Annotated in this window: 16 protein-coding genes; 12 read left to right on the forward strand and 4 right to left on the reverse strand. The window is 43.7% G+C overall.

All coding sequences use genetic code 11. The features are described from left to right. Nucleotides 1-66 precede the first annotated feature (66 nt). The 9 genes from DWY55_RS13625 to DWY55_RS13665 all read left to right on the forward strand — a co-directional run bounded on the left by DWY55_RS13625 (nt 67) and on the right by DWY55_RS13665 (nt 12,917). Complete coding sequence (locus DWY55_RS13625; protein ID WP_005829645.1) at nt 67-1,881, forward strand: glycoside hydrolase family 2 protein; 1,815 nt, start codon at nt 67-69, stop codon at nt 1,879-1,881. A gap of 33 nt (nt 1,882-1,914) precedes the next feature. Beyond that, nucleotides 1,915-3,291 carry a sulfatase gene (locus DWY55_RS13630; RefSeq protein WP_008664255.1) on the forward strand — a complete coding sequence of 459 codons (1,377 nt, stop codon included), beginning with the start codon at nt 1,915-1,917 and terminating at the stop codon, nt 3,289-3,291. 12 nt (nt 3,292-3,303) lie between these two features. Then, the gene (locus DWY55_RS13635) at nt 3,304-5,469 is read left to right on the forward strand and encodes a GH92 family glycosyl hydrolase (protein ID WP_005829649.1); all 2,166 of its coding nucleotides are present in this window, start codon (nt 3,304-3,306) and stop codon (nt 5,467-5,469) included. A gap of 63 nt (nt 5,470-5,532) precedes the next feature. Beyond that, the gene (locus DWY55_RS13640; RefSeq protein WP_172679948.1) at nt 5,533-7,146 is read left to right on the forward strand and encodes an arylsulfatase; all 1,614 of its coding nucleotides are present in this window, start codon (nt 5,533-5,535) and stop codon (nt 7,144-7,146) included. 48 nt (nt 7,147-7,194) lie between these two features. Continuing rightward, on the forward strand, nt 7,195-8,760 hold the full coding sequence (locus DWY55_RS13645; protein WP_005829653.1) for a sulfatase: 1,566 nt from the start codon (nt 7,195-7,197) through the stop codon (nt 8,758-8,760). A gap of 46 nt (nt 8,761-8,806) precedes the next feature. Next, nucleotides 8,807-10,030 (forward strand): anaerobic sulfatase-maturation protein, encoded by a 1,224-nt coding sequence (locus DWY55_RS13650; RefSeq protein ID WP_005829655.1) that lies wholly within the window; start codon nt 8,807-8,809, stop codon nt 10,028-10,030. A 42-nt stretch (nt 10,031-10,072) separates the two neighbouring features. After that, nucleotides 10,073-11,206 (forward strand): aldose epimerase family protein, encoded by a 1,134-nt coding sequence (locus DWY55_RS13655; protein ID WP_005829656.1) that lies wholly within the window; start codon nt 10,073-10,075, stop codon nt 11,204-11,206. Between the two features lie 183 nt (nt 11,207-11,389). Continuing rightward, nucleotides 11,390-11,869, forward strand: a complete 480-nt coding sequence (gene ispF / locus DWY55_RS13660; protein ID WP_005829658.1) for a 2-C-methyl-D-erythritol 2,4-cyclodiphosphate synthase — start codon at nt 11,390-11,392, stop codon at nt 11,867-11,869. A 31-nt stretch (nt 11,870-11,900) separates the two neighbouring features. Next, the gene (locus tag DWY55_RS13665; RefSeq protein ID WP_117878998.1) at nt 11,901-12,917 is read left to right on the forward strand and encodes a metallophosphoesterase family protein; all 1,017 of its coding nucleotides are present in this window, start codon (nt 11,901-11,903) and stop codon (nt 12,915-12,917) included. 194 nt (nt 12,918-13,111) lie between these two features. On the opposite strand, the gene DWY55_RS13670 is transcribed toward DWY55_RS13665, so the two are convergent. From DWY55_RS13670 to DWY55_RS13685, 4 genes are read right to left on the reverse strand one after another with little or no spacing between them, the layout of a single operon-like run. Then, on the reverse strand, nt 13,112-15,694 hold the full coding sequence (locus DWY55_RS13670) for a glycoside hydrolase family 3 C-terminal domain-containing protein (protein ID WP_117878999.1): 2,583 nt from the start codon (nt 15,692-15,694) through the stop codon (nt 13,112-13,114). A gap of 15 nt (nt 15,695-15,709) precedes the next feature. Next, nucleotides 15,710-17,128 (reverse strand): Gfo/Idh/MocA family protein, encoded by a 1,419-nt coding sequence (locus tag DWY55_RS13675; RefSeq protein ID WP_005829667.1) that lies wholly within the window; start codon nt 17,126-17,128, stop codon nt 15,710-15,712. 59 nt (nt 17,129-17,187) lie between these two features. Next, nucleotides 17,188-18,735, reverse strand: a complete 1,548-nt coding sequence (locus tag DWY55_RS13680) for a RagB/SusD family nutrient uptake outer membrane protein (protein ID WP_057253866.1) — start codon at nt 18,733-18,735, stop codon at nt 17,188-17,190. Nucleotides 18,736-18,756: 21 nt separating this feature from the next. After that, nucleotides 18,757-22,221: a TonB-dependent receptor gene (locus DWY55_RS13685; RefSeq protein ID WP_117681583.1), complete on the reverse strand. Its 3,465-nt coding sequence runs from the start codon at nt 22,219-22,221 to the stop codon at nt 18,757-18,759. A gap of 302 nt (nt 22,222-22,523) precedes the next feature. Between DWY55_RS13685 and DWY55_RS13690 the strand changes: the two genes are divergently transcribed. From DWY55_RS13690 to DWY55_RS13700, 3 genes are read left to right on the forward strand one after another with little or no spacing between them, the layout of a single operon-like run. Beyond that, nucleotides 22,524-23,120: an RNA polymerase sigma-70 factor gene (locus DWY55_RS13690; protein ID WP_005829674.1), complete on the forward strand. Its 597-nt coding sequence runs from the start codon at nt 22,524-22,526 to the stop codon at nt 23,118-23,120. Nucleotides 23,121-23,127: 7 nt separating this feature from the next. Then, entirely contained in the window at nt 23,128-24,138 is a 1,011-nt protein-coding gene (locus DWY55_RS13695; protein ID WP_005829676.1) for a FecR family protein, read from the forward strand. A gap of 4 nt (nt 24,139-24,142) precedes the next feature. After that, nucleotides 24,143-25,279 (forward strand): Gfo/Idh/MocA family protein, encoded by a 1,137-nt coding sequence (locus DWY55_RS13700; protein ID WP_005829678.1) that lies wholly within the window; start codon nt 24,143-24,145, stop codon nt 25,277-25,279. Nucleotides 25,280-25,370: the final 91 nt, after the last annotated feature.

Here is a 25,370-nt window from a genome sequence, read left to right on the forward strand (position 1 = left end):
ATTGCTATAGTTATAGACATAATTACTATTATAGAATTTATAAACACTTAATAATATTGGTATCAGATGAAAACTAAATTAATATTTATTGCATTCTTATTTTTAAGTATATCTATGTCGGCTCAGTGGAAACCTGCAGGTGATAAGATTAAGACTGCATGGGCGGAAACGCTTAATCTTGATAATATACTTTCGGAATATCCCCGTCCTATTATGGAACGGGACAGCTGGTTGAACCTTAACGGGTTATGGGAATATGCGATTTTACCCTTCGGACAAAAAGAACCACAAAAATTTGATGGAAAGATACTTGTTCCTTTTGCTGTTGAATCAAGTCTTTCTGGTGTGCAGAAAGAATTGGGTAAAGAGAAAGAATTGTGGTATAAGAGAACTTTCAATATTCCTTCTAGCTGGAGAGGTAAGAATATTCTTTTACATTTTGGAGCAGTTGACTGGAAAGCGGAGATATATTTGAATGATGTGAAAATTGGTACACATACAGGGGGATATGTACCGTTTAAATTTGATATAACTCCTTTTTTGACATCAGGTAGCCAGAAGCTTGTAGTGAAGGTTTGGGATCCTACAAATGAATCGTATATACCTAGAGGGAAACAAGTAAAGAATCCCCATGCTATTTGGTACACTCCGGTTTCTGGTATTTGGCAAACGGTATGGTTAGAGCCGGTAAGTAGCAAATATATATCTAATGTAGTTTCTGTTGCAGATATTGATAATAAGAACTTGAAAGTGAAAGTTGGTACACAAAACACTACATCGTCGGATGTCGTGCAGATTGTATTGAAGGAACAGAATACCATAGTGGCAATGACTAAGGGTGTTGTAGGGGAAACATTGGAACTTGCTCTTGCAGATGTTAAGTTATGGTCTCCGGAATCTCCCTTCTTATATGATTTGGAGGTAACTTTGTTAGATAAGGGGAAGAAGACTGATAAAGTTAAGAGTTATGCTGCAATGCGTAAAATCTCAATGCATAAGGATAAGGATGGTATTATGCGTATGCAGCTCAATAATAAAGACTGTTTCCAGTTTGGTCCCTTGGATCAAGGTTGGTGGCCAGATGGATTATATACAGCTCCGACAGACGAAGCTCTGGCATATGATATTGAGAAAACGAAAGATTGGGGGTTCAATATGATTCGTAAGCATATAAAGGTAGAGCCTGCACGCTGGTATACGCATTGCGATCGTCTAGGTATTCTTGTGTGGCAAGATATGCCGAGTGGTGATAATTCTCCTAAATGGATTCAATATAATTATTTTGATGGTAAGGAGAACGAACGCTCCATTGAATCAGAAGAGAATTTTAAGAAAGAATGGAGAGAAATAATGGACTATCTTATGCCATATCCCTCTATTGTTGTTTGGGTTCCTTTCAATGAGGCTTGGGGACAATTCAAAACAAAAGAAATAGCAGAATGGACAGAGTATTATGACCCTTCCCGATTGGTAAATGCTGCTAGTGGTGGTAATCATTATTATAAGGTGGGTGATATTTTGGATATACATCGGTATCCCCGGCCGGAGTTGATGATGTATGAACCCACTCAGGTAAATGTGGTTGGGGAATATGGTGGTATTGGCTTACCTATGAAGGGGCACCTTTGGCAACCTAATAAGAACTGGGGATATGTGCAGTTTAAAAACACTAAAGAAGTTACTGATGAATATGTAAAGTTTGGGGAAAGCTTGCTTGAACTTGTCCCTAGAGGGGTGTCGGGTGCTGTTTATACACAAACGACCGATGTTGAGGTGGAAGTGAATGGACTGATGACTTATGATCGCAAGGCCATAAAAATAGAGGAAGAAAGAGTTAGAGAAATTAATAAAAAAATATGTAACTCTTTATCTGCAGAATAAAGGTATAATATTGATAATTTAGATATGGATGTTATGAATATCTGTAAAACGCAATTGTTGGTGATGGCTGGTGTAACTCTTTCGAGTATATCCGCGGTAGCCCAGAATACACTTCCCAATATTATTTTGGTTATAGCTGATGATTGCCGTATGGGGGATCTCGGTTGCTATGGGAGTCCGGATGCCGTAACTCCTAATATTGATAGAATTGCATCTGAAGGTTTGAAATTCAACCGATTTTTTCAGGCTACGGCTATGAGCTCCCCTACCAGACATTGTTTGTTGACAGGACTTTATCCAGTGAAGTCGGGTGCATATCCTAATCATACATTTATTGATGAAGGAGTTAAGACGCTTCCGTATTATTTGAAAAAGGCAGGTTATCGGGTAGCCATGCAAGGTAAACGGCATATTGCTCCTTTGGAGGCATTCCCTTTTGAGTATTTGAGTGGTGACTATAAAAATCTGAATATTCCGGATTTAGAGCTTTTTATTGCTGATGTTGCAGTAAAGAAACAAGCTTTCTTTTTGTATCTGGCTTCAAATGATCCACACTCTCCTTGGACAAGAGGCAATCGGTCGCTTTTTGATGCAGAGAAGTTGACGCTTCCTCCAACACTTGTCGATACAAAAGAGACAAGGAAGAATTATGCTAATTATCTTGCCGAAATTAATCAGCTGGATACGGATGTTGGCAAAATTGATGCACTTATTAAGAAATATAATCTGGATGAAAACACAGTGTTTATATTTACAAGTGAACAAGGGCATCAATTTCCGTTTGCCAAATGGACTTGTTATGATGCTGGTTTGCAAACTGGCTTTATTGTACGTTGGAAAGGGGTCACTATGCCTGGAAGTGAAACGGATGCCATGTGTGAATATGTAGATGTCACACCTACCCTGCTTGATATTGCTGGTGCATCAGTGCCCAAAGGTCTTGATGGAAAAAGTTTTCTGCCTGTGATAAAAGGAAAAAAGACAAATAAGGAATATGTATTTGGCATACAAACAACGAGGGGCATTGCGAATGGGGCAGATTATTACGGTATTCGCAGTGTGAGAAATGACAAATTCAGCTATATATTAAATTTAACTCCGGAGGTGCCTTTCCAGAATATAATCACTCGCAAACAAGATCCTGTATGGTTTTCATGGATAAATGAAGCGGAAAATGATATATTTGCAAAACAGCAAATCCATAAATATCAATATCGTCCTAAAGAAGAATTATATGATATAATAAACGACCCTTATCAAATGCATAACTTGATTGATGATGTAAAATATGCATCTGAAGTGAAAAAGTTGCGTCGGCAATTGCAGAGATGGATGGACTCACAAGGTGATAAGGGGCAAGAAACTGAAATGAGAGCTTTGGAGCATAAATGGAATCCCAAGAAACATTAAAAATACAATAAGATGAAACTTGTCAAATATATTATCTTGCTAAATATGCTATGCGTTTTAGTTGGTTGTTCTGTCGCTAAAAAATCGAACCGATTGACTGATTATGTTAATCCCTTTATCGGAACTGCAACTTTGTGGGATAGTACTGAATTAGGGTATAAGCCAACCAGACGGGCGTGGGGAGCTGAAGTCTATCCAGGTGCCTCTTTGCCGAACTCAATGGTACAAGTAACTCCCGTAACAATGTGGCGGAGTGGTTCGGGTTACCAATATGAAGATACTGTTATATATGCTTTTGTACATACTAGTAAGGGACATTGGAATCTCTGTTATGTTCCATTTATTGGTGTTAGTGGAGAAGTGGAACCTAAGACGTATTATTCCAGTTATAGTCATGAACATGAATCGGCCAGTCCCGGTTATTATCAAGTTTACCTTGAAAAATATGATATAAATGCTGAGGTAACTTCTACATTGCGTTGTGCCTATCATAAATATACCTATAAGGACGGTAAGAATAAAAAACTCTTGGCTGATCTTGCTCGTTCGAATGAACATGTAAAAGATTGGAAATTGGAAAAAAGGGATAATAATGTTTTTATAGGATATCAGAAAGCCGGATCTACTTTCTACTTCTATGCGGTAACTAATCATAAAATTCGTAATATAGAATCCTTGAAAGATGATGAAACAGAAGTTAGTGTTGTGAATTTCTTAGATAATGATGATATAGCGGAACCGCTTGAGCTAAAAGTGGGATTTTCTTATGTCAGTGTAGAAAATGCCAAAGAAAATTTAGAAAGTGAAATGTTGGCTAAGAGTTTTAGTCAGGTAAGAACTGAAGCAGAGGAATCATGGGAAAAATTGTTGTCTAAGATACGTGTAATTGGAGGTACGGAAGAAGAAAAAGAGACATTCTATTCTACTTTTTACCGCTCGTTCCTATGGCCCATTCTTCTTAGTGATGCAAATGGAGAATTTGTGGATGCAAATGGAAATACCGTAAATAAAGGTTTTCGCTATTATAGCAATCCATCTTTTTGGGATGATTATCGTAATAAATTGATTTTATTGGGAATGATTTCACCTGATGTGGCAACAGATGTTATAAAATCAATAACGGATAGAGGAAAAATCGGTGGGTTTATGCCTACCTTTTTCCACGGTGATCATGCGTCAACATTTGTAACAGGTAGTTATTTGAGGGGAATACGTGATTTTGATGTACAGGCAGCTTATGAATTATTGCTTAATAATGCTTTTGTGGAAGGTAGTGGTAAAGGTCCAATGGGGGGGAGACGTTTCATTAAAGAATATATGGAGCAAGGATGGATTTCGGAAGATGATATTACGAACCCTAAATTGGAAACTGTAGCTAAAGCTGCTGTAACTAAAACACAAGAGTATGCTTATGATGACTACGCTACTGCACTTTTAGCTAAAGAGTTGGGCGATAGCGAAAACTATGAAAAATTAATGAAAAGGACTGATAGTTACAAACATCTTTTCGACCCCTCAACCCAGTTTATGCGCGGACGTTTGAAAGATGGAACATGGATTACACCATTTGATCCTAAAAGACCTTTTTATGAATATATGTACCGTGAAGCGAATGGTTGGCAATCTACATTCTTTGCTCCGCATGATTCGGAGGGATTCATAGCACTTTATCCAAGTAAGAAAGCATTTGAAAACAAGCTTGATTCTTTGTTTATGATCCCATGGGATGGGTATGAGGCTCATAATTTGACAACTTTTATTGGACAATATTGCCATGGAAACCAGCCGGGGCACAGTTCTATATATATGTATTATTTTGTGGATAAGCAGGAAAAAGCGCAGAAACTTTTGAATAGAGTTCTGAATGGTTATTATAGGATGGGACCTAAGAAATTGGCTTATTCTGGTATGGATGATGCTGGTGAGATGTCATCTTGGTATGTTTTGAATGCTATCGGTCTGTATACTTACTCGCCAGCTGATCCAGAATATATTGTGACTGTTCCTTTATTTGAGAAGGTTATTTTTAATCTGGATGGGACGGATTTCATAATAACTAGGAAAGGAGCTGGAGAGAAGATAAATGAGATTAGATATGGAGAGAAAATATTAGATAGTTATTTCATATCTCATAGTCAATTGAAAGAAGGTAAGGAACTGATAATCGTAACCAATTAAATATAAAATATAATGAATAAGTTATTACATACAACAGCTTTCGGGGCTTTAACATTGACTTCCATGTATGCTTATGCCCAGCAGGATAACCGTCCGAATATAATAGTAATTCTTGCCGATGATTTAGGCTACTCTGATATGGGGTGTTATGGAGGAGAAATTCAGACCCCCAACTTGGATAAGTTGGCACAAGAAGGGATAAGATTCAATAGTTTTTATAATGCAAGTCGTAGTTGTCCTACGCGGGCATCTTTACTTACTGGATTGTATCCTCATCAAGCGGGTATCGGACGGATGACATTTAATGATAACTTGCCGGGGTATAGAGGACAATTGACAGAGAATGGAGTTACTATAGCAGAGGTTCTGAAAGAGGCTGGTTACCAAACAGGAATGGTAGGTAAATGGCATATCGCTGAAACTCCATTGAAGTCTGACCAGCGTGAATGGCTTGCTCATCATGTGTACCATGAAGATTTTGCCGATAAGGCATGTTACCCGGTTAATCGTGGATTCGATGATTTTTATGGGATTATTTATGGCGTTGCAAATTATTTTGATCCATTCAGTTTAGTCAATGGTGACATTCCGGTAAGAAATGTACCTAAAGATTATTATATAACACGTGCCTTGTCTGATAGTGCTGTATCTTATGTAAATAGATATGCGAATGCAGATAAACCTTTTTTTCTTTATCTGTCGTATACCGCTCCTCATTGGCCGTTGCATGCTCTTCCTGAGGATATAAAAAAATATGAGAATACTTATAAAGTAGGATGGGACGCTATTAGGGAGAAACGTTATGAGAGAATGAAAGAACTGGGTATATTTTCAGGTGCAGATAATTTTCTGACTACTCGTCAAAGTCCTAAAAAATGGGAAGATAATCCGACTAAAGAATGGGATGCAAGAGCAATGGCTGTACATGCTGCCATGGTGGATAGAATGGATCAGGGAATTGGTGAACTGATAGATGCTTTAGAGAAGAATAATCAATTAGACAATACATTGATTTTGTTTTTGTCCGATAATGGTTGTAGTAGTGAGGTTTGTCAAAACTACAGCGAAGGAGAGAATGACCGTCCGGATATGACTCGCATTGGAGAAAAGATTATTTATCCTCGTAAGAAAGAAGTTTTGCCGGGTTCCGAGCTTTCTTATGCATCTATCGGGCCGATATGGGCTAATGTTGCTAATACGCCGTTCCGTTTTTGGAAAGCGAAATCTTATGAGGGAGGAATCAATACACCTTTGATAGCCTTCTGGCCCAAAGGTATAAATAAAGGAAAAGGGGGAATTACAAATCAGCCGGGACATGTAATAGATATAATGGCTACGTGCATTGACTTGGCAAAGGCCAAATATCCAAAAAAATATCAAGGCAATTCAATTCTTCCGTTGGAAGGTAAGAGTCTTGTTCCTATTTTAAAGGGTAGTAAAAGGAAGGGACATGAATATTTGGGCTTCGAACATTTCAATGAAAAAGCTCTTATTGCTAAAGACGGATGGAAAATAATTCAGCCAGGTAACAAAGCACAGTGGGAACTGTATAATCTTAATGAGGACAGAACCGAAATGCACAATGTTGCTGACAAATATCCAGATAGGTTAGCGAAGATGCAAAAACAATATGAAGAATGGGCGAAACGCTGTATGGTTGTTCCTTCTCCTAAATAATAAAACACTTGTGAAATAATTTGTATTGAATAATAACTATATTTGATTATGCAAAGTAATGTTAGGCAGAAAATCTTGGCAGGAGTTTCAGTTTCAGTTTCAGTTTTATCTTCTATCTCTGCACAGGAAGTAACGAAGGAGCCCAATATCATCATTATTATGGCAGATCAATTGCGTGTTGATTTGTTACAACGGGAAGGATATCCGCTGAACACGATGCCTTTTGCCGATAATCTGGCCAAAAATGGTACATGGTTTGACTGTGCTTATACCTCTGCTCCAGCCAGTGGTCCGGCACGTGTTTCAATGTTGACCGGAAGATTTCCGAGTGCGACCCATGTTAAGTCCAATCATAATATAAAAGATGCCTACTATACAAAGGATCTTTTTGATGTAGCTAAAGAAAAAGGATACACCACTGCTATGGTTGGAAAAAATCACTCACATCTTACTGCTGACCGGGTGGATTATTGGAGTCCGTATAATCACGGTGGACAGGAGTCAAGGAACAAGAGTGAGAAAGGAAAGGCTTTTGACCGGTATTTGGGAACTCTGGATATGTATGCCAGTATGGAACCATCCCCTTATGGAGTAGAAGCGCAGTTGCCTTATCGGATGGTAGATGATGCTTGTCATTGGATTGATTCGCATAAGGATAAACCTTTTCTGATGTGGTTTTCGATTGCTGAGCCTCATAATCCTTATCAAGTTTGCGAGCCCTATTATTCAATGTTTCCTCCAGAATCACTTCCTGAAATGGGAAGTTCAGCCAAAGATTTAAATACTAAAGGCGAGGAATATCAATTATTAGCCGAAATGATGGCACAAGGGCATGTCGGATATAGGGAAAATCTGCAGCGCTTACGTTCAAATTATCACGGAATGTTGCGTATGATAGATGACCAATTGTCACGCTTTGTCGGGGAACTGAAGAAAAACGGAGTATATGATAATACGATAATTATATTTGTTGCAGATCATGGTGACTATGTAGGCGAATACGGTTTAATGAAAAAAGGGGTAGGACTTGATGATGTTCTTACGCGTATTCCTATGCAGTGGACTGGTCCTGGTATTAAAGCATCTGCTATTCCTCACAATGCTCATGTGAGTATTATTGATATTTTTCCTACTATTTGTGAAATAATAGGAGCTGAAATTCCAATGGGAGTGCAGGGACGTAGTCTTTGGCCGCTCTTACAAGGGAAAGAATATCCGGAACAAGAATTCAGAAGCGTCATGGCTCAAGATGGATTTGGCGGAATGTATTATACGAAGGTGGATGCCACGGACTATAGGGAAGAGGGGGCAGTAGGTAAAAAGGGATTATTTTTTGATGAACTTAATACATGGACACAAAGTGGAACGATGCGCATGCTCCGGAAGGGGGATTGGAAACTGGTTTATGATATGAATGCTAATGGTCAACTTTATAATCTCAAAGCGGATCCTTCAGAACTGAATAATTTGTTTTCTGACAAGAAATTTAATAAAGTAAAAAATGAAATGATAGAGGAACTTTTGAGATGGGATATTTCAACGCATGACCCTTTGCCAATACCACGCCAGCGTTATCGTTTTAGGAGAAATGAACACAATTATTTGTTTCATTGAGCTTGTATATTTATTTGTGTAATATTTTATTTTAGTTGTAGAAGATATGGCAATTTTCGCACCATTTGCCCATCCGTTGTATGTAATGCTTAAACCGGTTGGTGCTGTATGCAATCTAGCTTGTAGTTATTGTTATTATTTGGAAAAGTCTAAATTGTATAAAGATGAGCCGAAACATGTAATGAATGACAAGCTATTAGAGAAGTTTATTGAGGAATATATCAATTCTCAAACTATGCCTCAGATTCTTTTCACGTGGCATGGAGGAGAAACATTGATGCGTCCCCTTGCTTTTTATAAGAGGGCTATGGAGTTGCAGCAGAAGTATGCTCACGGAAGAACAATTAGCAATTGCATACAGACTAATGGTACATTGTTGACTGACGAATGGTGCGAATTTTTAAAAAAGAATGATTGGCTTGTAGGGGTGTCTATTGATGGCCCTCAAGAGTTTCATGACAGATATCGAAGGAATAAGCAGGGACAACCCTCTTTTGTGAAGGTGATGAAGGGAATCCATTTATTGAATAAATATGGGGTTGATTGGAATGCTATGGCTGTTGTTAATAATCTCAACGCAGACTATCCGTTGGAGTTTTATAATTTCTTTAAAGAGATAGGATGTCGTTATATACAGTTTACTCCTATTGTCGAACGTATTTTTAGGCATAATGACGGACGCCTATTGGCTACAATTGGAGAGGATACTCCTGAATTGATGGAATTTTCTGTTACGCCTGAACAATGGGGAAATTTCTTATGTACTATTTTTGAGGAATGGGTGCATAATGATGTCGGTGAGTATTACATACAGTTATTTGACGCAACTTTGGCGAATTGGGTCGGTGAAAATCCAGGCATATGCACAATGGGAAAAACGTGCGGGCATGCAGGGGTAATGGAGTTTAATGGTGATGTGTATTCATGTGACCATTTTGTGTTCCCTCAGTATAAATTAGGAAATATTTATTCAAAAACATTGATAGAGATGTTTTATGGAGAGAAGCAATTGGAATTTGGACAAAACAAGTATAGGTCTTTACCAAGACAATGTAAAAACTGTAAATTCTTATTTGCTTGTAATGGTGAATGTCCAAAGAACCGGTTTTGTAAAACTGAATTGGGTGAGTCTGGGTTAAATTATTTATGTAAAGGATATTATCAATTTTTTGATTATGTGGCTCCGTATATGAATTTCATGAAAAACGAATTAAATAATAAACGGCCTCCTGCCAATATTATGGAGGCAATTAGAGCCTCTTCTATTTAGGTAGGGTCGCGAATTTGAATAAATTTATAGCAAAGAAAGAATATGAAGGGATATTTGTTTACTTTTATAATGCTTCTGTCTCTGTTTTCATGTGTTCCAAAAGACAGTGGGAAAATTTCGTTGTTAAACGCATCTGCTTTTGAAAAGGAGGTGAATGGTAAACTTGTTTCATTGTATACGATAGACTCTGGTAATGGACTTGTTGTACAAGTCACTAATTTGGGGTTACGGGTTGTTTCTATTTGGACGGCTGATAAAGATGGAGAGTATGCAGATGTAGCTGTAGGTTATGAAAATATAGATCGCTATTTGAATAATGAAGGGGAACGTTTCTTGGGTTCTATTGTAGGAAGATATGCCAATCGTATTTCAAAAGGAAGGTTTATGATAGACAGTGTACAATATCAATTGCCTCTTAATAATAATGGACAAACCCTTCATGGAGGATTGAAAGGATTAGATATGAGAGTATGGAATGTTGATAGGATTTCTGATAAGTCCATTGATTTTTCATACGTTTCACCGGATAATGAGGAAGGATTTCCTGGTACGCTTAATATTAAGGTTCGTTACTCTGTGACATCTGAAAATGAATTTAAAATTATATATGAAGCTACTACGGATAAGCCGACGGTTGTAAACTTGTCTAATCATGCCTTTTTTAATTTGAAAGGTGAGTCTGGTGGAACGATTACTGACCATATCTTGACCATTAATGCTGATAGCATAACCTTGGTTGATAGCTTATTGATTCCTACAGGAGAGATTGTCTCGGTAGATGGAACTCCGTTTGATTTTCGTAATCCAGTAGTGATAGGAAGCAGGATAAATATGGAGGATGAGCAGTTACGGAATGGTTTGGGGTATGATCATAATTGGGTGCTGAAGAGAACTGAGGCGAAAGTAAGATTGATAGCTTCTTTGTACGAACCGCAAAGTGGGCGTTTGATGGAGGTGTATACTGACCAGCCCGGGTTACAGTTTTATAGTGGGAATTTTTTTAATGGTGAGGTGAAAGGTAAATATGGTGAAACTATAAAATATAGAGAGGCCTTAGCTTTGGAAACCCAAAAGTTCCCGGATAGTCCTAATCATGTGAATTTCCCTTCAACTTATTTGTCTCCGGAAGAAAAATATACTCATACTTGTATTTATAAATTTAGCGTAAAGAAGTAGGTAAAAAACAATAGGTATTAGATTTTAAGAATAATTTGTTTTTAAAGGAATTGCTTACGCTATTCAACTGAAATATATCATTTGGATGGCTTGGCAGTTCCTTTTTTCATTTAAAAGAAGATGAAAATTTTTCTTTTCAGATATAAATTCCGTACTTTCGTGTCAACTTAAAGAAGCAACGATATGAAGATACGTGTAGGTTTTGGCTTTGACGTCCACCAGCTGGTGGCAGGGCGCGAGCTTTGGCTAGGCGGTATTCGCTTGGAACATGAAAAGGGATTGTTGGGGCACTCGGATGCGGACGTGCTCATCCATACTATCTGTGACGCATTGCTGGGAGCGGCGAATATGCGTGACATCGGCTATCATTTTCCTGATACTGCCGGTGAGTTTAAGAACATAGACAGCAAGATTCTGCTAAAGAAAACAATAGAATTGATAGCTACCAAAGGCTATTCGGTAGGTAACATTGATGCCACCATCTGCGCTGAGCGGCCTAAGTTGAAGGCCTATATTCCCGAAATGCAGCGTACGCTTGCCGCGGTGATGGGAATAGATGAGGATGCCATCTCCATCAAGGCCACCACCACGGAGAAACTTGGCTTTACGGGCAGAGAGGAAGGTATATCCGCCTATGCCACTGTATTGATAGTAAAGGAATAATAATATCAACTCAATTTAATCATCCACTTATATGAAGAAAATCTCTTTGGCCTTTTGTCTGACACTTTTATCCTCCTTGTTCTGCCCGGCACAAGTATCGCCTTTGCAGTTCAACAAGAACGGAGAGTTTAAAATCGTCCAGTTTACAGACATCCACTTCAAGTATGGCAATCCGGCTTCGGATATTGCTTTGAAGCGTATTGGCGAGGTGCTTGATGCTGAGTGCCCCGATTTAGTAGTCTTTACCGGCGATATGGTTTATGCCGCACCTGCCGATACAGCCATGCGCAAGGTGCTTTCCTATGCTACGGACCGTAAGATTCCTTTTGTCGTAACCTTTGGCAACCACGACAACGAGCAGGGAAAAACACGTGCTGAGCTTTATGACGTTATCCGTTCCATGCCTTTCAATATCCAGCCCGACCGTGGCGGAGTAGAATCTCCCGACTATGTCCTCACACTGAAATCCTCGGACGGCAAGAAGGATGCAGCCCTGCTTTACTGTCTGGATTCCCATTCCTACTCCAAACTGCCCGATGTAAAAGGGTACGACTGGCTCACTTTCGACCAGGTGAACTGGTACCGCCAGCAGAGTGCCGCTTATAAAGCAAAAAACGGTGGGCAACCTTTGCCTGCACTGGCATTCTTTCATATCCCTCTGCCGGAATATAATGAAGCCGCTTCTGACGAGAACGCCATACTGATAGGTACCCGCATGGAAAAGGCTTGCGCTCCGGAACTGAATACGGGCATGTTCACTGCCATGAAAGAGGCCGGTGATGTGATGGGTATGTTTGTCGGGCACGACCATGACAACGACTATGCCGTGATGTGGAAAGGAATCCTTCTGGCCTACGGCCGCTTCACAGGTGGCAATACTGAGTACAACCACCTTCCCAACGGTGCACGTGTCATTGTGATGAAGGAAGGCGCCCGTACTTTCACCACCTGGATTCGTCTGAAAGGTGGTGAAATCATTGATAAGACGGTCTACCCCGACAGCTATGTGAAGGACGATTGGCGTAAGCGTCCGTTGGTGACGGAATAGACTGAAATGGAGAGCCTTATCCCATAATGGGTGGGAACCTATACTTTCCCGATAGAAACATTATTGTTTTTCATGTACGAGATGCACATCTTATGCTGCGTGAGATGTATATCTCGTACAGGATGAGATGTACATCTCGTGCATGAATACCTATTGTCTTTTGATTCTTCTCCCTTACTCTTTCACGTTCACGGCTAAAGGTCTGTTCCGTTTCTGATTGTAATCAGAATGCTGCTCTTTCCAGCCACGTTGACCTCCTCGTTTAGATATCCGGATTTGCGGAAAACAAGTATATCATCTTCCGGTACCTCTATGGTATATCTGCCGCTTTTATCAGTGACACCCACCACCCGTTGCTGTGCGGTAGAGTAGATTTCCACTCTGTCTGCCGGAGTGGCCTGCACATCGCGCACCATGCCTTTGATGGATATAATGGTTCCTTTACCTATTTCTTTTCCGGCTTGTCTTTGTTCTGTTTGGTGCCCATCGGCAGAGGTCTTTCCTATACCGATGATGTCTTTCAACAAGATATGGTCTGAAGCATCTCCCATTTGTATCTCAAAGTTACCAGGTTCTACTGCCGTCTGTCCGTTTTCGTTAGTAAAGGCTAAATCTTCGATGGCAAAGTGCAGGGGGACTTGAACTTCTTCATCGGGTTTCAGCTCTACTTTCTGAAACGCTTTCAACTGCCTGACCGGGGTGGATATGGAGCTAAACACATCCCTTACGTAGAGTTGCGGTACGGCTTTACCCGCCCGTGTTCCGGTGTTTTTCACTGTTACAAGGACTTTTACCGAATCCGTTGTTTGTTCTATCTGCAAATCCGCATACTCAAAGGTTGTATAGGTCAGTCCGTGCCCGAAGGCCCATAAGGGACCGGGAGAGGAGAATACATAGTCCCGACCGGGCTGTTCATAACTTCCCGGTTTATGATAGAATCCCCGGTCCGTAGGCAAGTGGTTGTAATAGGCAGGCAGATGTCCGCTGCTTTTGGGGAACGAGACGGTCAGATGGCCGGAAGGATTTGTCTTTCCGAACAGAATATCGGCGATGGAGCTGCCTTCCTGCTCTCCTGCATACCATTGTACAAGGATGGCGGGTATATGCTCCTTTTCCCATGCGATGGCGAAAGGCTTTCCCGTAACCAAGACCAGCACGACCGGTTTCCCGGTGGCATGGACGGCTTGTATCAACTTCCCTTGGGCACCTGTCAGAGAAAGGTCGGTAAGGTCGAAGCCCTCTCCGCAGTTGGTTTCGTGGTAATCCCTTGCCAGCGAGGCGCTAGCGCTGCCGCAGAACAGAATAGCTGCATCGCTCTGCCGTGCCGCTTCAACAGCCGCCGCAATTTGCGTGGTATCCATGGACATCATGTTGCATCCTTTGGCATAACGTATCTTTATGCCGACCGGTTCCACCTGCTTGCGTATGCCTTCCAGCGGGGTGATGCCATCTTGGTTGGTACGGCTCCAAGTATAATCTCCAAACTGCACCTGGTCTGCGTTCGGTCCGATGACAGCAATGGATTTCAACTGAGATAGGTTTAGCGGTAGCAGGTCCTTGTCATTCTTCAAAAGGACGGTAGATTCATCGGCTATCTGTCGCGCTACCTGGATATTCTCCTGCGAGTGCAAGGAGTGTCCTGCAAATCTGTCTCCATAAGGGTCCTCGAACAATCCCATACGGAATTTGGCAAGAAGAACCCTGCTCACTGCCTTGTCGATAATCCCGTCATCTACTTTTTTCTCCTTGACCAGTGCAGCCAGATGTGGGAAACATTCGCTGGAGGCTTCTACGTCCAATCCGGCAACAATGGCTTGCACCGCTGCTTCCGCTTGGTTGGAGGCGGTACGCTGGAAGGTGTGTAGCATGTCTATGGCTCCCCAGTCAGAATATATATACCCTTGAAAGCCCCAGCGGTTGCGCAGGACCTCGGTGAGCAGATAGTGTGAGGAGGAGTTGGGGACACGGTTCCATGAATTGTAGGTGGACATCACAGCGTGTATCGGCAGGGAGGTGACAACCCGTTTGAACGGTTGGAGATAGACATCATGCAGTTCTCCCACACCGCAATGGACCGAGGCAAGGTTGAGACCTCCCAACGGGTTGCCATGCGGACCATAATGTTTCAGCATAGGGGATATTCCGTTGTCCAGATAGCCTTTTGCCTCTTCATAAGCGAAGATGCCATTCAGGAAAGGGTCTTCGCCGTAACTCTCTTCTACACGCCCCCATCTTAAATCGCGCACCACGTCTATGCATGGTGCCAGAATCTGACGGATGCCTTGATAATGCAGTTCTTTGGATATCTCTGCGGCACGACGGTAGGCCAGCTCCGGATTGAAAGTGGAAGCCAGTGCGATGTTCTGCGGGTAGATGGTGGAGCCTTCGTGTACCGAACCGTGCAAGGCTTCGGCAACTGTGAAGACCGGAATTCCGAGCCGGGTATGCTTCACCATATATTCTTGTATGCGCCGCATGTGCCGGTGGCAGCTTTCTCCAGTCAGCGGGAATCCTTCTACAAATCCCCAGCACAAGTCACCTACGAATTCTTGCAACTTGGTTTCGTTGAGGTCTTGCTCGTCAAAGATATTCCAGGAGTGAATGTGGCGTATTTGGGCGATTTTCTCTTCCAGTGTCATCCGTCGGAGAAGGTCGGTGGTACGTTCCTCGGGCGAGAGTGTGGGGTCTTTATAGGACTGTGCCTGCAGGGGTAGCGTAGCTACCCCGCAGAACAACAGTATGGGTGTTAAGAAATGAGATAAAAAGGTCGGTTTCATAAAATGGCTTTTTTCTTATTGGGCGAAAGCGTGTCGATAGCCTTGTATCTTGTTCCATGCTCCCCGTGTGAAGTCGGGCACTTCTACGGGAACCGAACCATTCTCGATGGAGAGTTTGGTCAGCGGGATGAGTGAGCACCACTCGGCAAGGTCGTAGACGTCCATATCCAGCGGCAGACCGTTGTGCAAGCAGTAGATGAGGCGTGAATCCATGATGAAGTCCATTCCGCCATGTCCACCCACTTCCTTAGCTCTTTCTTCCATGTCCTTGATGATGGGGTCCTTGTATTGCTCCATCAGTCTGCTTTTGGCAGCTTCGGGCATGTATTCGTGGGCAGTGAAGGTCTGCCCGCTGGTGATGGTTTCTGGAAGGTTCTTACTTTCCAGAGCATATCCTTCCATCGGATATTTATCGGCAAATCCTTGTGTTCCGGATAATTGGTACAAACGGCTGTAAGGGCGGGGGGAGGCCACGTTGTGCTCAATCTGGATGGTTTTACCTTTTTCTGTACGTATCAAGGTAAGTGTGACTTCTCCGTTCTGGAAGTTCTTGGCATCTTCGGTCCTTCCGTGCTTATCCAGGTAATCGGGAAGGGAAACGGGATCGCTGTCCATGGCCACCAGATACTTCATACGGTCGCCCCGGTGAATGTCCAGCAACTGGCATGCCGGACCCATTCCATGAGTGGGGTATACGTCTCCCCGGTGGGCCATGTTGTACTGCATGCGCCAGTCGGCATTATAGTCCGGCCAGATATCGTATAGACAATGGTTGTATGCTCCTTTCACATGGGTGATATTTCCGAAAAGACCCTGCTGCGCCATGTTCAGGGTGGTAATCTCAAAGAAGTCATAGACACAGTTTTCCAGCATCATGCAGTGTTTGCGGGTACGTTCTGCGGTGTCTATCACTTTCCAAATTTCATCCAGTGTCATGGCGGCGGGTACTTCGCAAGCCACGTGTTTTCCGTGCTCCATAGCATAAATCATCATGGGAGCATGGTGTATCCAGTCGGTGGCTATATAGATAAGGTCTATGTCATCGCGTTCGCACACTTGTTTCCAGACATCTTCACTGCCGTAGTAGGTGGTTGCTTCGGGCATGTTGGCGCGACTCAGCATGTTTTGGCAGCTGTCCACTCGGAACTGGTTCAAGTCGCACAGAGCCTTTACCTGGATTCCTTTTTGATAGGTGAAGCGGCGGATGGCTTCGGTACCCCGGGCGCCCAGACCGATAAATCCGATGCGCACGGTTTCGATAGGTTCGCAGGTCAGCCCCACTACATCGGTCTGTCCGGCAGGGCGGGGGGGTGTGGAGACACTTATCTGTGTTTCGGCTCTCTTTGAGTCAGAGGTGCAGGCGGAGAAATGGAAGAGGCCGCCAAGCAATAGGGCTATCAGTAATACTGTGTGAAAAGTATATCTTGTTTTCATAGGATATTGTATTTAAATGATTCCCCAATCTCCTGAATGGGGACGAGGAGCAATGGATATTAATAACCGGGATTCTGTGTAACCAATCCCTTACCGTCGTTGATGGCCGAGAGTGGTAACGGATATAATTCCTTGTTCTTGTTGGCATAGGCCGTACCTTTTACCGTTTCGGCATGTTCCACGAACTTGTTAAAGCGAATCAAGTCGGCACGGTATTGTCCGTTCTCACACCATAGTTCATGGCTTCTTTCCTTCAGTAGTATTTCCACGAACTTTTCTTCCGTATTGACCTCACTGTTGCTGATACCATCCAGTCCGGCTCTGTTGCGGATGGTGTTGATGTGGGTCATCGCTTCTTCCTTATCCGCAGCAGATGAGCCGGGTTTCAGATAGAGCGCTTCTGCCAGTGTCAGATACACATCTGCCAGACGGTAGATAATCGGGTCGATAGAACTTTTGCCTCCATTGCCAGTGACGTTGGTGTCGTAGCCGTATTTCAATGGAATAGGACCTAACTCAAGGTGTGAACTGGGGTTCTCACGATCTACGATGTCACCGTTTTGAGCCTGGTAAGAAGTCACCAGATAAGTCTTACGGACGTCATTTTCCTCAAAGCTGTCATAGAAATACCAGGTGCTGTTCACGCATTCGTATCCACTTGCCATACCATGGTCTGCAAAGTCGGTGGGCAGTACGAACATGTGCCAGTCATTCCAGCTTACTGCTTCCGTGTTGACGGGGATTGCCCATATTATTTCCGTATTGCTCTTACCTTGTCCACCTATCTCAAACATCTTCGTATAGTCTGCAGACAAGCGGTAACCGTAAGACGAACTCATCAGTTCGCGGGCAATCGTTTCTACTTTTGTGTAGTAACTCTTGTCGTCTGGGCTCTCGTGCAGATAGAGCCTGATGAGGAGCATATTGGCAAGTCCCTGGCTGAATCTGCCGTATTCGGCTTCTGCTGGGGTGGGCAGGTAGCTAGCTGCAAAGATCAGGTCTTCTTCTATGAACTTTACCATTTCCTCTTTGGAAAGGCGTGCCAGCGGCTTTTCCACTGTGGGATTTTCCAGTACTTCCAGCGGAGCTATGACCAGTGGACCGAACATGTCGTACAAGGTATAGGAAATGAGTCCGCGGGCACATCTTATTTCCGCAGCGTAGCGTTGTTTCTTCTCCGTGCTCAGGAAGTCGCATGCTTCAATCTGTGCCAGTACGGAGGTGCAGCGGCTGATGTCATTGAGCCAACCGTCGCTGTATGCATCTGTATCTGTGTAGTAGAAGCGGGTAAGGTCGGCGGTGGTTGGGAAAAAGTTAAGGTCGGATACGTCTTTCAGGAAACCGGATTTGCAGGTTAGAATTTCTGTGGTAAGGTCGTTTACTACGGTTACTCCGCGTTCACTGGTTGAGAAGAGCCCGTCGAACCAGCTGGAGCGTACAGAGTAGTAGCATGAGTTGACCATCGACTCAACGTCTGTTTCCGTTTGTGGAAAATTGGACGGATTGATGTCGGAATAGTCTATGGGGTCAAGGTCTATGCAGCTGTTCAGAGACAAGCCTCCCATCAGAGCTGCTGCCAATATAAATAGTTTACAGTACTTTTTCATAAGAATACTTTTTATAAATGATTAGAATGAAACATCTACACCGAAGCTGAAGGTACGTGCATTGGGATAGGCTGCCGCATAAGCATCTGTTTCGGGGTCAAGGCCTTTATAGGGAGTGATGACAAACAGGTTGTTGACGGAAGCATGGAAACGTACATTACTCAGCACCTTAGTTTTTGCCAGTAAAGACTTGGGCAGTGTATATCCCAGGCTGATGTTCTGCAGACGGATGAACCAGGCTTTCTGGTAGAAGAAGTCTCCTGCCGTATAGTTAGTTCCGGTGATGTAGTAAGAGCTGGGACGTGTGGTCGACGGATTGTCGAAGGTCCATCTGTCTTTGATGGTTCGCAACATGTTGTAGCCGCTTTGGGCGATTCCACCGCCGTTTACGCCGAAATCCATTTCAGTGGGGTCCTGCATGATGCGGTCGAACATACCGTTGAACATGATATTGAGGTCGAAACCTTTGTACTTGAATGTATTGGTCATACTTGCCATCCAGCCCGGGTCCAACGTACCGATAAGTTCGGTGTCGGCTTCGTCTATGATGCCGTCGGGGCGTCCCAGCAGCATGAAGCGACCGTTCTCATCCACTTTCGGGTTGCCGTTTTCATCGCGTACATAGCCGTCGAGGTCCTTGATGACAATCTGTCCCGGACGCAGGTCCGGCTGTGCGGTAGGAGCTTCTTCACCTATCTGCATGATATGGTCGGCACGGCGGGAGTAGATGGCTCGTATCGGGTCTGTCTCTTTCTCATATACGTTCGGTTTCCAGTCCGGAGTGCGTTCTTTCCAGCGATCTTTGTATTTGGTATACGTCAGTGATGTTTCCCAGAAGAAGTCTTTGGTGACAATGTTGCGGGTATTCAAGGTGACTTCGATACCACGGCTCTGCGTCTTGCCGATGTTTGCCATTACTTGCTTCACCTCCTGATAGGTATTCAGGGGCTTGTAGTTCAGCAGGTCCGAAATCACTCTCTGGTAGAGTTCCACAGAACCAGTGATGCGACTCTTCAAGAAGCCGAAGTCCAGTCCGAGATTCCATTCAGTTGTCGTTTCCCATTTCAAGTCTGGATTTTCAAGGCGGCTTTTCATGACGCCGCTTACCGTTTTGTAGTCGGAGTTTATCCAGCTGCCTTGTGCTCCGTAGCTGGCAAAGGCATTGGTACTGATGTCTGCATTACCGGTCTGTCCCCAGCTGAGACGCAGTTTGAGGTTGGATAGCCAGTCAATGTTGCGCATAAAGTTTTCTTCGCTCATGGTCCATCCAGCTGCAACCGATGGGAAATATCCCCATTTGTTGTTCTTGGCAAATACGCTGGCACCGTCGGCACGCAGTGTAGCTGTCAGCAGATAGCGGTTCTTCAGAATGTATCCGGCACGGAAGAAGTAGGACATCATCTTATTCTCGGTAGAGGTGGATTTGGTGATTTTGGTACCTGTACCGGCATCCATGTTGTTCCAGAGGAATGCATCTGTGATGAAATTGTTGTTGCCCAGTTCCGATGCGTCATAATTGAATTTTTCGTAAGAGGTGCCTGCCAGCAGGTTGATGCTGTGGATATCTGCGAAAGTGCGCTGATAGGTGGCAGTTGCTTCCATCAGATACTGGTTGTTGTCGGTATTGTAGATGTAGGCTACACCATTCAGATTCTTTCCGTTCAGCGTGCTGCGGGGCTGGTAGGTTTTGCGGTCCACATTGGCGTGGTCCAAACCGGCGTTGACGCGCAGTGTCAGTCCTGCGATGGGTTTTGCTTCGATGAAGATATTACCCAAGAGGCGGTCAGTACGTCCTTTGTCCGTATTGTTCAGCAAGGAGTAGGGGTTGGGCTGTTGTCCCAGTAAGGGGTTGATGGGATACGTACCGGTTGCTTCGTCATACGCCTGGATATTGGGACCCATCTGTATGGCAGAGCGAATGATACCGGAGTTTTCGAATTGCCCGGAACCTAACTGAGTGTTGTCGTTGTCGATGCGGGTCAATGTAAGGTTCAGACCTGCCTTGAAGATGTTCAGAAACTTCTGGTCAATGTTTGCTTTGGCAGTATAACGAGTCATACCGGAATTCTTGACGATACCCTGGTGGTCGTAATAGTTGAACGACACCATGTATTGCGTACTTTCACTACCACCTTGCAGGTTGACGTTGTGTTCCTGTATCTGTCCGTCGCGTGTAATCAGTCCTAACCAGTCGGTTCCGGGGCCGGCGCCTGCAATGTCATTGTCCGAGTAAGGTCGGCTGTATGCCACTCCGTTGGCAGGATTGGCTTGTGCTTCTTCCAGCGTTCTGTTTCCCCAAGGGGACACGTTGTTGTTCCATAACCAGGATTCCCAGGTGGTGCTGTTCTTTTCTACCATCCATTCTTGCAGAGACAAGAGGTCATAATTGTCTGTGTATTTCTGGAAAGAGTAGTTGTATGAGTAGTTCACACGGGCTTTCCCCTCCTTACCTCTTTTGGTGGTGATGATAACGACACCGTTGGCAGCACGTGCACCGTAGATGGAAGTGGCACTGGCATCTTTCAGCACTTCGATGGATTCTACATCGTTCGGATTCAGGAAGTTTAGGATTCCTTGTGTACCCGGGTCCATTTTGGCATCTCCACCCGAGGCTTGGTCCAGCTTAGCGATGGGGAAACCGTCTACGATATAGAGCGGGTCATTGCTGGCATTGACGGAACCGGCACCGCGGACCAGAATGTCCAGACCGCCACCGGGCTGTGCGCTGTTCTGGCGGATATAGAGTCCGGCAGCCTTACCTTCGAGTGCATGTCCGATGGAAGATACGCCGTTCAAGTTTAGGTCGTCTCCTTTTACACTGGACACAGAGCCCGTCAAGTCGCGTTTCTTGACCGTACCGTATCCTACCACTACCACGTCATCCAACATTTTGCTGTCCTCCTCCAGCACAATCTGCTGGAACTTGTTGTTCTTTAAGGTCACTTCCTGGGTAGTGTACCCTATATAAGAGACAACGAGTGTGCTTCCGGTAGGTACTTCCAGTGAATAATTACCGTCTATGTCGGTAATGCATCCTAGAGTACTGCCTTTGACAAGAATGTTTGCACCGATGACGGGGATACTGTTCTTGTCCGTCACTTGTCCTTTGGCAAGTATGACCTTACCAGACTGCGACGGGGCGTTATCTTGTTTTTGGGTTAGAAGAATTCGTTTTTCGGAGATTGAATAGGCAATATTCGTATTCCTCAAAGCTTGTTCCAGGGCGGCGTTGATGGATGCATTCCGTACATTTACAGTGACATGCTGTTTCACGTCTACTTGTTGTTGTTCATAGAAGAATTTAAAGTCTGTCTGCTGTTCAATGCTTTGAATGAATGCGGATAGAGGTTTGTCGGTCAGGTTGATGTTGATACCTGCATTCTGTGCATGAGAAGCAAGAGGGAATATGCCTGCAATAAGCAGTAATAGAAGACAAAGTCCTTTTGGACATCTTGTCAGGGCATTCTGTGACCAGTATGTTCCCATAATGAATTAGATTTTAGTTAATAATAATTTTTCTCTTTAATGTTTTAAGGCCTTTATTAATTAAAGAGTCCGGCAAATATAGAATTACTCATTTGAAAATAGAAATAAAACATTTATTAACATTCATGATGAATATTGTTCCTGCACCTCGTTAAAAAACTCCTTTTTTTTGGCAGATGATATGGAAACCTTTATATTTGGACGCTCTTTAATGTTCTGGTCCCTTTTTTATTAACCCGTTTTGATAATCTGGTTCATATTGTTATGCCTATGAATAACTATACTTGAAAAGGAGGGGATACATGGAAGAACATATTCTCTTTTCCAAAATACAGCAGGGGGATGCCGCTTCTTTTGAGTGGTTGTACAAAAAGTACCATCCCAGGATGTACGTCTTTTGCTACGGATTGTTGCATGACAGTGACAAGGCAAAGGACATTGTCCAGGAGTGCTTTATCGCCTTCTGGGAACATCGTACTCATATTGATGCTCCCGAAGCCATCAGTGCTTACCTGTTCCGCATTATGAAGAATCTCTGCGTGAAACAAATCCGCCGGGATACCATACTGAATAACTTTTCTAAAATAGAGACGATGACCCTGCGGGAACTAGAACTTGCCAGTTATACGGCTGAGCATAATATTTTGAATGATCTTTATTTCAAGGATTTGAATAAGAGGTATCTGGAAGCGCTTGACAAGCTGCCCAAGCAGTGCCAAACCATTTTCAGAATGAATCGGAACCAAGGAATGCGTAGCGACGAGATAGCCGGAGTGCTGAATCTGTCTGTGCGTACCGTTGAGAACCAACTTTACCGCGGACTCAAACTAATTAAGAAATCATTGGGTGATTATCTGCCCGTATTAATTCTGCTATTTGTCAAAGATTTGTTTAAATAACGATGTGATGATGATAAACGAAGATTATTTTATAAAATACCTGAAGAATGAACTGACGGAGGAAGAAACCCGGCAGTTGATAGCTTGGGTGAAGGAAAAGAAGGAGAATCAGGACTTCCTTTTCTCGCTGAAGGACTCTTATGTATATCTCAATTATGAGAATGATTGCAAGGAAGCGGATACGGAACACGAGTGGCAGAAGTTTGCTCAGAGAACCGGTCTGTCACAGCAGGCGGGCACACCTCCAAAAAAGAAGAATGTGTCATGGAGGCGTTTCTTCCTTTACGCCGCTGTTGTCGTGGTCGTTGCCTTCGTGGGCTGGCAGGCCAATGCTTATTACTCTGGTATCAGTTCATCTGTGGAGCTGGTTACTCTGGAAACAGAAGTAGGACAGCAGGCCAGGACTGTGCTGCCAGATGGCTCTACGGTGTTGCTGAACGCTTGTTCCAAACTGACCTATTCATTGGGGGGGTGGCGGAAAGCACGCGGTGTACAGCTGGAGGGAGAAGCGATATTCGATGTGAAGCATAAAAATGGTAAACCGTTTTATGTACATACCCGTCACTATGACATCCGCGTTCTGGGAACGAATTTCAATGTCTCTTCCTATGCGGAAGAAGCCGAGGACATTGTGACCTTGAAAAATGGAAAGGTGGAGATTGATGTGGAAGGTATTGTCGAGAATGCGGTGTTGGTACCCGGGGAAAGTTTTGTCTATGACAACCGCTCCGGAACTTACAAGATAGAGAAGCGTTCGTTGAACCAGATATACGCATGGGAACATAAGGAGATTGTTTTTGAGGGGCATACTCTGGAAAATAAGAAAGAAGAATTGTCCCGGCATTTCGGTTATCGCTTCCAGATAGCGCCGGAGTTGCATCAGCTCAGTTTCAAAGCGACTTTGCGCGATGAAAGCCTGAATGAATTTCTGTCGTTGCTATGTAGCATTACTCCGCAGTTGTCCTATCGCATAGATGCAACCCATAAAGTTGTAGAGTTGGTAAAATTAGAGAAATAGGAAGATGGATAAGGTGAGGACTGCTTTTATCGGTGTGGGATACCGTGGCAAACAACTGTTTAGATTATTGCAGAATATACCTTTCTTTCAGGTTCAGGCAGTTGCCGACCCGGGTGTGAAGTCGTCGGAAATATCCGGTATCCCTTGCTATAACCAAGGGGAGGATGCCTGCCTTGACATGCTGAAGGAGCATCATCCGGAATTGGTGTTTATCGCCTCTCCCTGGCAATACCATGTGCAGCATGCCTTGCTATGTGTGGAGCACGGGTGCCACGTGGCGTTGGAGATTAAGGGAGGGCTCTATATTGATGAATATACTCCTTTGATGGAACTGGCAGAGCAGCATGGCTGCCGCGTATATCCTTTGGAGAATACACTTTTTATGCGCGAAAACCTTTCCATTCTCAATATAGTGGAATCAGGTCTGTTGGGAGAGATTGTCTACATGCGAGGTGGCTATCGGCACGACCTGCGGCACTTGTTGCTGGACGATGCGGGCAATATCGGTAATCGGGAAAAGACGGAAAGCGTCTGGCGTAGCAAGTTCTATCAAGAGGAGAACGGTGACCTTTATCCCACCCATGGTCTGGCTCCCCTTTGCATGATTGCGGGCATCAACCGGAAAGACCGGATTAGAAGTCTTACCTCATTCGCCTCCAAACCGGCGGGCATGTTGCAGCGTATCAAAGACCTCGGTGGAAATACAGATGTAGAGATACGGACGGGAGATGTTGTCATCACTCAGTTGGAAACGGAAAACGGCATCCTTCTCTCGCTGACCCACGACACCACCTTGCCCCGTCCGCGCAGTTTGGACTTCGAGATACAAGGCACGAAAGGAATCTGGCAGGGAGACAGACGGCTTATATATATAGAAGGGAGCAGTCCCGATGAGACTTGGGAGGCGGACCGTACTTATATAGACTGCTATGAACATTCCTATTGGCAACAGTGGGGTAGGAAGGCACTGGAAGTTGATAGCCATCATCAGGGGATGGACTACATCATGTTGAAAGCTCTGGAAGCAGACTTAAAGGAGGAATACCCTTATCCGGCCACATTAGATGATTTGGCTTTATGGACATCCGTCACGCCTTGGTCGAAAATCTCTATCTCTGAACGAAGAACCGTTCGTTTGTGAATTTTAGCTTTCTTGCCCAGCTGAAACTTTATCACTCTCCGTTCATTGAATTATAGCATTGGATTTATTAATTTTGCAGGAAAGAAAAAAG

This window comes from Bacteroides sp. AF25-38AC (assembly GCF_003602995.1).
GTDB classification, from domain to species: domain Bacteria; phylum Bacteroidota; class Bacteroidia; order Bacteroidales; family Bacteroidaceae; genus Bacteroides; species Bacteroides uniformis.